The sequence below is a fragment of the Achromobacter aegrifaciens genome, from assembly GCF_902859965.1.
Classification (GTDB): Bacteria; Pseudomonadota; Gammaproteobacteria; order Burkholderiales; family Burkholderiaceae_B; genus Achromobacter; species Achromobacter aegrifaciens.
Genome location: NZ_CADIKO010000002.1, coordinates 1,081,903 through 1,093,979, shown reverse-complemented (window position 1 = coordinate 1,093,979; position 12,077 = coordinate 1,081,903). Strand labels below are relative to the sequence as shown.

The window sequence follows — 12,077 nt, the reverse complement described above, 5'->3', positions numbered from 1 at the left end:
CGCCTTTCCTGACTGGCCGTTCAGCTTGGCGGGCATAAAATCCGTGTTCCTATCGGCAAGCGGCCGCAGGGCCGCGCCCATTTTTTCCAGGCCCGTCCATGTCCTCTTCCGACGTCCAATTGCTTCTTACCGCGCTGGGTAGCGTGCTGGTGCTGGTTGCGCTGATCGTTTCGCGCATCCGCATGCATCCGCTGCTGGCGCTATTGATCGTCTCCATCGGCGTGGGGTTCGCCACCGGCATGGAGCCCGTGGCCATCGTCAAGAACCTGAGCAATGGCGCCGGCAAGACGCTGGGCGCGGTGGGCGTGGTGATCGCGCTGGGGGCGATGCTGGGCAAGATCCTGGCCGACTCGGGCACGACCGAACGCCTGGCCAATGCCATCCTCAGCCATACTTCGCCGCGCATGATTCCGTGGGCCATGACCCTGGTGGCCTTCGTCATCGGCATACCGATGTTCTTCGAGGTCGGCCTGGTGGTGATGCTGCCGCTGATCTTCAGCGTGGCGCGCAAGCTGGAAAGCCAGCAGCGATTCAAGGGCTCGGCCTACGTGTACGTGGGCGTGCCGGTGATCTCGGCGTTGGCGGCAATGCACGGCATGGTGCCGCCGCATCCGGGGCCGCTGACCGCCATCGCCACGCTCAAGACCACGGTGGGGCCGACCATGATCTACGGCTTCATCGCGGCGCTGCCGGCCATGGTCTTCGGCGGCCCCTTGTATGGCGCTTTCATTTCGCCGCGCATGACGACGCGTCCGGACGAGGCGCTGTTGGAACAGTTCACCACCACCCGCCAGGAGGCTGCCGGCCGCAATGCGCCCAGCGTAGGCCTGGGGGTGCTGGCGGCCTTGCTGCCCGCCTTGCTGATGCTGGTGCACGCGGGCGCGGAAATGCTGCTGCCCAAGGACTCGCGCGCCATGCACGTGGCGGCGTTCCTGGGCGACCCGATGGTCGCGATGCTGCTGGGCGTGCTGTTCGCCGCCTTCACCTTGGTGCTGATGCGCGGCGGCGACGCGGAAAAGCTGCGCGACGCCATGGGCAAGAGCCTCAAGCCCATCGCCGGCATCATGCTCATCATCGCGGGCGGCGGCGCGTTCCAGCAGGTGCTGACCAGCGCCAAGGTGGGCGATGCCATCGTGCAGCTGACCCATCAGTTTTCCTTGCCGCCGCTGGTGCTGGGCTGGCTGATCGCCATGCTGCTGTCGGTGTCCACCGGATCGGCCACGGTCGGTATCGTGGGCGCGGCGGGCTTGCTGGCGCCGCTGGCGGGCGCCGATCCCAGCCTGAACCTGCCGCTCCTGGCGCTGGCCATCGGCTGCGGCTCGCTGTTCTTCAACTACGCCAATCACGCAGGCTTCTGGATGGTGAAGGAGTCCTTCGGCATGACCATGGGCGAAGCGACCAAGACGATTTCGGTGGTGCAGTCCATCGTGTCGGTGGTCGGGCTCATCATGGTGCTGCTGTTCAACATGCTGCCGCCGCTGGGCTGACGCCGCTGCGGGCCGTAATTGTTATGCTGGGTCTGTCGTTTCCGGAGACCCCATGACAGAGATGCCCCGTTCCGCCGCCACGCATTCCGCGCTGGCTTCCGAAGCGCGCCGCACGCAGTTGCGGCGCATGAAGATCGCCGCGCTGGCGCTGTTGGTGGCGATGGTCTGCGGTTTCATCACCAGTCACGTCATGGGCGGGCAGGGCGCCTGGGCTTGGGTGCGGGCGTTCTGCGAGGCGGCCACGGTGGGCGCTCTGGCCGACTGGTTTGCGGTGGTGGCGCTGTTCCGCCGGCCGATGGGGCTGCCGATTCCGCATACGGCCATCATTCCCAGCAACAAGGACCGCATCGGGGACAACCTGGCGGTGTTCGTGCGCGACCATTTCCTGGATCCGGACACGCTGATGGAGAAGCTGCGGGTGTTCGATCCCGCGGCGCGCCTGGCGCGCTGGCTGGGGCGCCCGCGGCAGGCGCGGGCCTTGAGCGAGGGGGCGCGCAATGTGGCCTTGCAGACGCTGGACCTGCTGGACGACCGGGCGGTGCGCGGGGTGATCCAGGAGTTCGTGGTGAAGAACCTGCGGCGCTGGGACGCGGCGGATACGGCGGGCGAGGTGCTGGGCTTGTTGACGCGTGACGGGCGGCATCAGGAGCTGCTGGACGCGGCGCTGGAGCGGCTGGGCGGCTATCTGGGCGACGAGGACGTGAAGGCGCGGGCCTCGAGCTTGCTGGTGAAGTTCGCGAAGAAGGAATGGCCGCGCATCATTGCGGCGGTGGACGTGGTGAAGTCGGTGGACGGAATTGCCGACAATCTGGCGGACCGGCTGGCGCGGGCGCTGGTGGAGGAACTGCGGGACGTGCTGTCCGAGCCTGGGCATCCGGTGCGGCGGGATTATGAAGCCTGGGTGCAGGATTACATCCGGCGGCTGAAGGATGATCCGGCCTTGTCGGCACAGGTGGAGGCGCTGAAGCAGCGGGCGATCGATCATCCGAAGGTGCAGGAGTACGTGCAGGGGCTGTGGGACGATATCCATGCAGCGCTGAGGCGCGATCTGTCATCGGAGGATTCGGCGCTGGCGCGGCATCTGGAGAGCGCATTGCTGGCCTTGGGGCGCAAGCTGGGGGAGGATCCGGGGTTGCGGGAGGCGATCAACAATCACGTGCTGGGCGGGGCGCGGAGGTTGACGGGGCGCTTGCGTAGCGGGGTCACGGAGCACATTTCCCGCACGGTGAAGAATTGGGATGAACGGCATCTGGTGGATGAGCTGGAACTTAGCGTGGGGAAGGATCTGCAGTACATCCGGTTCAATGGCACCTTGGTGGGCGGGTTGATAGGGGTGGCGCTGCATGCTGTGGTGTTGCTGGTTCGAGGGTGATGCGGTTGCCCGGGATTTGACTGCTGTTTCCTGCGCTTCGTAGGCCGCCCGTCGGCGCGGGCGCCTGGGTGGCGAGCGCCCACGATTGCGGTCCGGAGCCTTCGCTCCGGACTGGCCTCGGCGGCCCCCCCCGTCGTCATCTTCGTCCAGGCCTGCGGCCTTCCCTTCAGATTCCCTCGGGCGCATCGAGGTTGCTCGCCACCCAGGCGCCCGCGCCGACGGGCTACGTGCGTACAGATTTGATGCGCCGCTAGAGCCGGGTTCGGTTTCGAGTTTTGCGATGCCCGTCAATTGCGGCCGTCCGGACGGCCGCAATTGACGTACGTCGGGCGTGTCGCCGGGAATTTGTGCGCTGGCGCGAACGTGATGGGGCGGTGCTTTTTTGCAAGATCTGCGTTTGTATCAGGAACGAAGATTGCTGGCAGGCGCCCTGACCCAAATGCTATTGTTTTTTCCGGCATGGCCGGCAGGGGCCGTCCATGCACCACCGGGCGTCCGCGGGCTGCGGGCGCGTATCTTGGAGGCACCCCATGAAGAAAATCTCGATGCTGGTCGCGGCGCTTGCGTTCGCAGGCGCGTCTGGCGCGGCGCTGGCGGAAGACGTGTCGATGTCGTTCCTGAGCGTGGACGGCGTGGGCAAGAGCGCTGGCACGATCACGCTCAAGGACACCAAAGGCGGGCTGCAGCTTACGCCGCATCTGAAGGGCCTGCCGCCCGGCGAGCACGGCTTCCATGTGCATGAGAAGGGTTCGTGCGAGCCTGGCATGGTGAACAACCAGATGGCGGCTGGCGGCGCGGCGGGCGGGCATTTCGATCCCAAGGGCACCAAGGCGCACAAGGGGCCGATGGCGACTGACGGGCATCAGGGCGATCTGCCGTTCATCGTGGTCGCTGCCGACGGCACGGCGACGAAGGCGGTGGTGGCGCCGCATCTGAAGCTGGCCGATGTGAAGGGCCGCGCGGTGATGGTGCACGTGGGCGGCGACAACTACAGCGATACGCCGGCGCCGCTGGGCGGCGGGGGCGGCCGGCTGGTTTGCGGCGTGGTGAAGTAGCCGCTTGGGCGGTCAGGCCGTGCCGTTGCGGCCGTACAGACGGTAGCCTGCGCGTTCGGCGAGGCGGTCGTAGTACGCGGCGACGGCCGGCAATCGCGGCTTGTCGAAGGGCGTGCTGAACCAGCGGTTCACCGACAGGCCGACCGGTATGTCGGCCAGCGAGAACGCGGGGCCGGCGACGTAGCCGCCGGCCTGTTCCAGGCGCCGGTCCAGTATCGCCATGAAGCTCGCCCATTCGCGGCAGGACGCTTCGATCGCGGCGCGGTCGCGGTGGGCGGGAGATTCGCGCACCAGGGCCATGAAGGCGTAGCTCCAGGAACGATTCAGGTCGGTGGCCTGCCAGTCCATCCATTGGTCGACGCGGGCGCGCAGCCTGGGTTCGGCGGGGTACAGGCCCAGCCCGCCGTATTGCGCGGCCAGGTAGCGGATGATGCTGTTGGACTCCCACAGCACGAAGTCGCCGTCCTGGATGACGGGCACCATCGCGTTCGGGTTCAGCGCCAGGAAGGCGGGCTCGCTGGTGGGTTGGAACCCGGAGCCCCAATCTTCTCGCTCGAAAGGCAGGTCCAGTTCGGCGCAGGCCCAGAGCACCTTGCGCACGTTGATGGATGAGGCTTTACCCAGGATCTTCAGCATCTTGCCGCCGCCGTGTTGACTGACCGGGGCAGTCTAGCGGGCGGCGGCGGGCGCGCACAGATACAGATTGCCGGTTTTGCGTGCGCAACAGCGTTCAATAGGCGCCGGCTTCGGGCTGGGTGCGCAGGCGCAGCACCGGCGAGGTATACAGCACCACGAATTGCACGGCAAAGCCGGCGGTCGATACCCACAGGCAGGCTTCGACGCCGGCGCGGGCGGCAAGCGCGGCGCCGATCAGCGCGCCGACCGGGCGGGCGCCGAAGGTGGCGGTCAGGATGACGGCGGACACGCGGCCCAGCAGGGCGTTGGGGGTGATTGCCTGGCGCAGCGTGGTGGTGGTGATGGTCCAGAGGATGGGACCCGCACCGAACAGGAAGAAGCCCGCTGCCGCCCACGCGCCGGACGGAAGCGCCAGCGTGGAGAGCAGGATGGCGCTTGCGATCAGCGCGGCCAGAGGGCCGGCGGCGATCATGGCGCCGAAGCTCAGCCGCTGTGCGAGCCAGGGCGCGAGCAAGGCGCCGGCCACCATGCCGCCGCCATACACGCCCAGCGTCAGGCCGACGGCCGTGGCCGACAGGCCCAGCCGTTCGATGGCGTAGGCCACGTAGATGGCCTGCAGCACGAACCAGGCGGTATTGAAGAATACGGCGGTCACCAGCACCGGGCGCAGCAGCGGATGCGTGAGTACGAACGCCGCGCCCTCGCGCAGTTCCTCCAGCACGCGGCGGCGCGGCGCTGGGCCGGGAGTGTCGTGGGGCAGGCCGGCCAGCAGCAGGGCCGCCAGCAGCGACAGCACGGTGGCCAGCACATACGCCGAGGGCGCGCCCATCCACCCGACCAGCGCGCCGCCGGCGGCTGGCCCTGCGGAAAAAGCGGTACTGCGGGCCAGTTCCAGCCAGCGGTTGGCGCTGGCAAGTCCGGCGGGCGGGACCAGCCGCGGCACCAGCGCCGGCGCGGCCACGTTGTAGGCGACCGTGCCCACCGCGCCCAGGAAACCCAGCGCGGCCAGCCAGCCCAGATTAAGTCCGCCCGTGGCCAGCAGCGCCAGCAGGCCCAGCAGGCTGGCGGCGCGCACGCATTCGGCGGCGGTCATCAGGGCGCGCCGTGACATCCGGTCGGCCAGCACGCCGGCGGGCAGGGACAGCAGCAGGAAGGGCAGGGTCTGGGCCGTCTGCAGATAGCCCGTCTCGGCAGCGCTGGCGCCCAGCGCCAGCACCGCGACCAACGGGGCGGCCGCAAGCGCCATCTGTTCGGAGAATTGGGCGGCCAGGTTGGAGGCGGCCAGGCGGCGGAACGCTGAGGGCAGGGCGGGCATGGGGCGCGGACGGCGGAAACGACAAGGGCACGATCATGATCGTGCCCTTGTCCTCCGGCACTCCGTTCCTTGCCATGGGCAAGGCGCGCGCGCCGCTTCGCCTCTTTCTCAGGGGATGGGCGGATAGTCGCCGAAGCCGTCCGGCCAAGGCGTCAGCACTTCATAGCCGGTCTCGGTCACGACCACCATGTGCTCCCATTGCGCCGACAGCGAGCGGTCCTTGGTGACCACGGTCCAGCCGTCGGGCAGTTGCTTGGTCTGGGGCTTGCCGGCGTTGATCATGGGTTCGATGGTGAACATCATGCCGGGCTGCAGCACCATGCCTTCGCCGGGGCGGCCGTAGTGCAGCACTTGCGGATCGTCGTGATAGATCTGGCCGATGCCGTGGCCGCAGTATTCCCGCACGATGCTGAAGTGCTCGCGGTGCGCCACGGTCTGAATGGCGTGGCCGATATCGCCCAGCGTCGCGCCGGGCTTGACGGCCATGATGCCGGCGCGCATGGCTTCGTAGGTGGTGTTGACCAGGCGCCGCGCCAGCGGGCTGGGCTGGCCCACGTAGTACATGCGGCTGGTGTCCCCGAACCAGCCGTCCTTGATCACGGCCACGTCGATGTTGAGGATGTCGCCGTTCTTCAACACCTTGGCCGACGGGATGCCATGGCAGATCACGTGGTTGGCCGAGGCGCAGATGGTCTTGGGAAAGCCGTGGTAGCCGACGTTGGCGGGTATCGCCTTCTGGACGTTGACGATGTAGTCGTGGCAGATGCGGTCCAGCTCATCGGTGGTGACGCCGGGGCGGACGTGCTCGGCAATCATGTGCAGCACTTCCGCCGCCATGGCGCCGGCCTTGCGGGCCATTTCGATGTCGGCGGCGGACTTGATGGAAACCTTCTTCGCCATTTACGCGGCCTCCTGCTGGGCTGGTTGTGGCAAGCCTTGGGACAAGGAGGCGATGGCGAAGCCCTCGGCCTGTTCGATGCGGATCAGCAGCTGGCAGATGTCGGCGTGGCGCAGCTCGGGGTAGAGCTCGGACAGCATGCCGATGCGCATCCAGTGTTCGGCCTGGGAATTGATGGAGCGGCTGAGCGCGCCGCTGGCGACGCGGAGGTTCTCATGCATCTGCTCGGAGATCTTGACGATGCCCATGGAGTTAATGATCCATATATGGTTTGTATATGGATCGTATCTTACCGCCGATGGGCGGCAGGGCGCAAATCGGGAGGGGGCTAGCGGCCCTTGCCGCGCGCCGTCTTCTTGGCGCCGGCGCGGGGCGCGGCCTCCTTGGGCGGGGGCGCGATGGCGGCGTGCACCTGCTCCATCCACATCAGCGCGTCGGTGTACGACAGGAACTGCTGCAGATAGCCGGGCGACACTTCGCGCATCAGCGACAGCGCGCGGTGCACCAGCTGATTGGAGTTGAGCGGGCCGGCGTTCTTGTGCACCTGCTCCTGCGACTGCCGCACCTGGCGGTCGGCGCTGACCCGCGACCAGACGCCGCGGAAGTACTCCAGCGTTTGCAGTTCGGGATAGGTGGCGCGAAGGTCGGTGGCGCCGCGCGCGTCGGTGCCGGGATCGGCGATGTACGCGGTCAGCGCCGCCAACGGTCCGGGTTCGGGGAGGGCGGCAGCGGGCGCGGGGAGGTTTTCGGCCGCATCCGCGGGCGCGCCGTCCAGTTCGGCCTCGTAGGCCTGGATCAGCGTTGCCAGCTTGCCGTCCAGCAGCCTGCGGGCTTCGCCGCCCTGGGCGGCTGCGCGCCGTTGCAGCGCGTCCATGAACTGGAAGCGGACAGGATCCACACGGTCGGCGCCGGCCTCGCGCCAGGCGTCCAGCATGGCCCGGGCGTCGATGATTTCGCCGCGGGTGCCGTCACTGGCCATGCGAGGTCCCGGCGTCGCTGGAGGGCTTGGGGATGGGCGCGATTTCGACGCGGCGGTTCTTGGACCGGCCGTCCTCATCCGCGTTCGAGGCCACCGGCTGTTCGGAGCCGAAGGCCGCGGCGAACACGGCCGACGAAGGCACGCCCTCGTCGATCAGCGCGCGCGTCACGGTCAAGGCGCGCTGCGCGGACAGGTCCCAGTTGTCGGCGAAGCGCCGGTTGCCTTCGCGCACCTGCTGGTCGTCGGTGTAGCCGCTGACCATCAGGATCTCGTTGTGCGACTTCAGATAGGCCGACAGGGGTTCGATCAGGCTTTTCAGGACTTCACGGCCTTCGGGCTGCAGTTGGTCCGAGTTCAGGGCGAACAGGACGCTGCCGCTGATGCCGATGCGGCCGTCGATCAGGGTCACGCGGCCGGCGGCCAGCGGACCCGCCAGCGCCTGCTCCAGCGTTTCGCGGCGCTGGGTTTCGACCTGGCGCTGCTTGACCTCTTCCTCCAGCTGGGTGGACAGCTGCAGCTGCACGGCAACGACGCTCACCAGAATCAGGACGAAAGCGCCCAGCAGCACCGACATCAGGTCGCCGAAGACGGCCCAGGCCGGGACTGTGGGCTCCACGCCGCCGTCGATGTCCTCGCTCATGCCGCTTCCGCTCCGGCCGTCGCGCGCTGAATAGCGAGCTGCTGCAGGTTCTCGATGATCTGCTTCTGCGACACCATGCTCAGGTCCACCACTTCACGGGCCTGCGCCACGTAGTAGGCGAGCTGCTCGTCGCCGCGCGCGATGGACTTGTCCAGCGCCGCTTCGATGCGTTGCAGGTGCGCCACCAGCTTGTCGTTGGATTCGCCGAAGAGCTGCACCGCAGTACCGAAGGACTCGCCCAGGCTGGCCACTTCGGCGGCTCCGCTGGCGACCTGCGCGGCCACCTCGGCCAGCTTGCCGGTTTCGGCCTGCGCCTGTTCGGTGAACTGCGTGCCGACGCGGTCCAGCAGCTCTGCCGACGAAGACACCAGCGCGTCCACGGCCGTGCGTTGCTCGGCGGCGGTGTGGTTGACGGCGTCCAGCAGGGTGCCCAGGGTTTCCAGCAGGCGGTTGCGTTCTTCCAGCATGTCGTTGTCGCGCTCCATGCTGTCGGAGAGCTTCTGGCGCAGTTCGCCGATGACTTCGGCGGCGGCGCGCGGCGCTTCAGAGGCGGCCTGCACCAGGCGGCCGATCTCGGCGATGGTGTCGTTGGCGCTGGCCTGGGTCTGCGCGCTGATGTCCTGTGCCGTGATGGCCAGCGTGTCGCAGATCTGCTGCTGCTGGTTGGCGGTGTAGGAACTGGTCTGTTCCCATTCGGTGCGCAGCGAGTCGGCGATCGTGCCGAGCTTGCCGGTCCAGACTTCCAGGCGCGCTTCGTCCTCGGCGGCGAGCGCATTCTGCAGGTCCGTCTGCGATTGCTCCAGCGTTTGCAGCAGGGCGGCGGAGTGTTGTTCGAATGCCGCGGCGGCGGCTTCCAGCGCCTGCTGGTTGTCGCCGGCCAGCTTGGCGTTGGCTTGCTCCTGGCGTGCCTGCGCCTCGGTCCAGGCCTGGGTGACGCCGGTGGCCGCCGTTTCCAGGCGGGCCGACACGCTTTCCAGCAGACCAGCCTGAGCCTGGGTCTGGGCGGTAATGTCGCGCGCGGTCTGGGCCAGGGTGTCGTTGACTTCCAGCTGGCGCAGGGCGGCCTGGGTGCCGGCCTGTTCCCACTCCTGGCCGAGCTTGGCGGCCATGGCGGTGAGCGTGCCGGTCCAGGCGGCCAGGCGTTCCTGGTCGCGCGAGGCCAGCGCGGCCTGCAATTCGGCGTGCGACTGGTCCAGCGTTTGCAGCAGCGCGGCGGAATGCCGTTCGAAGGTGGCGGCGGCGGTCTCCAGCGCTTGCTGGGTGTCGCCGGCCAGCTTGGCGTTGGCTTGCTCCTGACGTGCCTGCGCCTCGGTCCAGGCCTGGGTGACGCCAGTGGCCGCCGTTTCCAGGCGTGACGACACGCTTTCCAGCAGGCCGGCCTGAGCCTGGGTCTGGGCCGTGATGTCGCGCGCGGTCTGGGCCAGGGTGTCGTTGACTTCCAGCTGGCGCAGCGCGGCCTGGGTGCCGGCCTGTTCCCATTCATGGCCGAGCTTGGCGGCCATGGCGGTCAGTGTGCCGGTCCAGGCGGTCAGGCGTTCCTGGTCGCGCGAGGCTAGCGCGGTTTGCAATTCGGCGTGCGACTGGTCCAGCGTTTGCAGCAGGGCCGCGGAATGCTGTTCGAAGGTGGCGGCGGCGGTTTCCAGCGCTTGCTGGTTGTCGCCGGCCAGCTTGGCGTTGACCTGTTCCTGGCGGGCTTGCGCCTCGGTCCAGGCCTGGGTGACGCTGCCTGCCGCCGTTTCCAGGCGGGCCGATACGCTTTCCAGCATGCCGGCCTGGGCCTGCGTCTGGGCGGCGATGTCGCGCGCGGTCTGGGCCAGCGTATCGCTGGCGGCCTGTTGGCGGGCCACGGTGTCGGCGCCAGCCTGCTGCCATTCCTGGCTCAGCGTGGCGGCCATGGCGGTGAGCGTGCCGGTCCAGGCGGCCAGGCGTTCCTGGTCGCGCGAGGCCAGCGCGGCCTGCAATTGCGTGTGTGACTGGTCCAGCGTCTGCAGCAGGGCCGCGGAATGCTGTTCGAACGTGGCGGCCGCGGCGGCCAGGGCCTCCCGGTTGTCGCCTGCCAGCTTTTCGCCCGCCTGTTCCTGGCGTGCCAGCGCGGTGGCCCATTGTTCCGAGACGCCGTTGGCGGCCGCTTCCATGCGGGCGGATACGCCTTCCAGCAGCCGGGCCTGGACTTCGGCCTGCGCGGTGATGTCGCGCACGGTCTGCGCCAGCGTGGCGCTGATGGCTTCCTGGCGTTCGGCGGCCTGCGCGCCGGACTGTTCCCATTCCTGGCGCAGCGTGGCGCCCATGGCGCCCAGGGTGTCGGTCCAGGCGGCCAGGCGCTGCTGGTCGCGCGAGGCCAGCTCGGACTGCAGCAAGGTGTGCGATTGGTTCAGCGTGCGCAAGAGCGAGGCCGAATGCTGCTCGAAGCTGGCTGCGGCCGCGGTCAGGGCCTGCAGATTGTCGCCCGCCAGTTTTTCGCTGGCCTGCTCCTGGCGCGACAGCGCCTGGGTCCAGGCTTGCGACATGCTGCCCGACGATTCCTCCAGGCGCGAGGACACGCGGTCCAGCAGGGCGGCCGAGCGCTGTTCGAAGGTCTGGGCGAAGTGGTCGAGCGAGGCGCGCAGGTCCTGGGACAGGGCCTCGCTGGCGCGCTGCTGGCCGGCCAGGGCCTGGTTCCAGATGCCGGCGACATTGCTGGTGGTGGCCTGGAAGCCCGAGGTCAGTCCTTCCAGTTGGCGCTGCACGGCTTGCGTCACGGTGTCCTGCAGGGAAGCGGTTTCGCGCGACAGGCTGGCCATCGTCGCTTCCACCACGGGTTGCAGGGCGGCGCCGGCCGAGCGCGCGCTTTGCGACACGCTTTCCTTCATGGACTGTTCCATGACGGCGGCCAGGCGCGAATAGGCCGCCTCGGCCTTGCCCTGGAACGCGTCCTGGCTGGCCATGTGGCGGTCGCTCAGGGCCTGGTTCTGGCGGGCCATGTCGCTCATCATGGCTTGCAGCTTGTCCACCAGGGTAGGCATGGCTTCCGCCTGGCGCTGCATGACTTCAGCCTGGCGTTGCAGCAGCTTGAAGGATTCCTCGCGCTGATAGCCCTGCGAGTACACGCGCAGCGTGGTCGAGGCCTTGCTGTCCAGCAGTTGCGCGGCGCGCACGCGTTCGCGGCGGCACAGGGCTGCCAGCAGGCCCAGCATGGCGGAGCTGGCCACGCCGGCGATCGAGGTGCCGAAGGCAAAGCCCAGGCCCTTGACCGGCGCGGCGAGCGAGGCGCGGATGGCGGCCAGATCGGTGGCGCTTTCCAGCGCCAGGCCGGTGCCGCGCAGGGTCACGACCATGCCCAGGAAAGTGCCCAGCATGCCCAGCAGCACCAGCAGGCCGACCAGGTACGGCGTCAGCGCCGGTCCGGGCAGGCCCGCGCGCTCGCCTTCGATGCGCAGCCGCGCGGCGTTGCGCAGGCCCGGCGGCAACTGGTCCAGCCAGGATCCCAGATTGCCGGGCGCTTCGGACAGGCCCGAGAGCGCGCGCGTCAACGAGGATGTCGCCTGCTGGTAGCGCAGCAGTTCCAGCGCGCCGGCCAGGTAACAGACGGCTATCAGCAAGGTCACGGCCAGCGCCAGCGGGTTGGTGCCCGCATAGCCCACGCCGATCCAGCCCACGACGGCCAGACCCGCCAAGAAAACTACGAGATTAGTCAGATATTTGGACATAGTGTCCCG

At 68.4% G+C, this 12,077-nt stretch carries 10 protein-coding genes; 3 read left to right on the top strand and 7 right to left on the bottom strand.

All coding sequences use genetic code 11. From position 1 onward, the window contains the following. Positions 1 to 98 precede the first annotated feature (98 nt). The 3 genes from HV793_RS16280 to sodC all read left to right on the top strand — a co-directional run bounded on the left by HV793_RS16280 (position 99) and on the right by sodC (position 3,914). Entirely contained in the window at positions 99 to 1,487 is a 1,389-nt protein-coding gene (locus tag HV793_RS16280) for a GntP family permease (RefSeq protein ID WP_175213529.1), read from the top strand. 52 nt (positions 1,488 to 1,539) lie between these two features. Further along, positions 1,540 to 2,859, top strand: a complete 1,320-nt coding sequence (locus tag HV793_RS16275) for a DUF445 domain-containing protein (RefSeq protein WP_082401160.1) — start codon at positions 1,540 to 1,542, stop codon at positions 2,857 to 2,859. 530 nt (positions 2,860 to 3,389) lie between these two features. Continuing rightward, positions 3,390 to 3,914, top strand: a complete 525-nt coding sequence (gene sodC, locus HV793_RS16270) for a superoxide dismutase family protein (RefSeq protein WP_054456408.1) — start codon at positions 3,390 to 3,392, stop codon at positions 3,912 to 3,914. A gap of 12 nt (positions 3,915 to 3,926) precedes the next feature. Here sodC and HV793_RS16265 read toward each other — a convergent pair whose 3' ends face one another. The 7 genes from HV793_RS16265 to HV793_RS16235 all read right to left on the bottom strand — a co-directional run bounded on the left by HV793_RS16265 (position 3,927) and on the right by HV793_RS16235 (position 12,068). Next, positions 3,927 to 4,550 carry a glutathione S-transferase family protein gene (locus HV793_RS16265; protein ID WP_125471724.1) on the bottom strand — a complete coding sequence of 208 codons (624 nt, stop codon included), beginning with the start codon at positions 4,548 to 4,550 and terminating at the stop codon, positions 3,927 to 3,929. Between the two features lie 94 nt (positions 4,551 to 4,644). Further along, positions 4,645 to 5,865, bottom strand: a complete 1,221-nt coding sequence (locus tag HV793_RS16260; RefSeq protein ID WP_175213528.1) for an MFS transporter — start codon at positions 5,863 to 5,865, stop codon at positions 4,645 to 4,647. Positions 5,866 to 5,973: 108 nt separating this feature from the next. Continuing rightward, a complete protein-coding gene (map, locus tag HV793_RS16255) occupies positions 5,974 to 6,765 on the bottom strand; it encodes a type I methionyl aminopeptidase (RefSeq protein ID WP_054456411.1) in 792 nt (263 codons plus the stop codon). After that, positions 6,766 to 7,011, bottom strand: coding sequence for a ParD-like family protein (locus HV793_RS16250; protein WP_054456412.1), 246 nt, complete (start codon positions 7,009 to 7,011; stop codon positions 6,766 to 6,768). Between the two features lie 80 nt (positions 7,012 to 7,091). Then, positions 7,092 to 7,742, bottom strand: coding sequence for a DUF2894 domain-containing protein (locus HV793_RS16245; protein WP_175162920.1), 651 nt, complete (start codon positions 7,740 to 7,742; stop codon positions 7,092 to 7,094). Further along, complete coding sequence (locus tag HV793_RS16240) at positions 7,732 to 8,382, bottom strand: OmpA family protein (protein WP_054456414.1); 651 nt, start codon at positions 8,380 to 8,382, stop codon at positions 7,732 to 7,734. Before HV793_RS16240 ends, HV793_RS16245 begins: the two co-directional genes overlap by 11 nt. After that, a complete protein-coding gene (locus HV793_RS16235) occupies positions 8,379 to 12,068 on the bottom strand; it encodes a DUF802 domain-containing protein (protein WP_175213527.1) in 3,690 nt (1,229 codons plus the stop codon). Before HV793_RS16235 ends, HV793_RS16240 begins: the two co-directional genes overlap by 4 nt. Between the last annotated feature and the right edge of the window lie 9 nt (positions 12,069 to 12,077).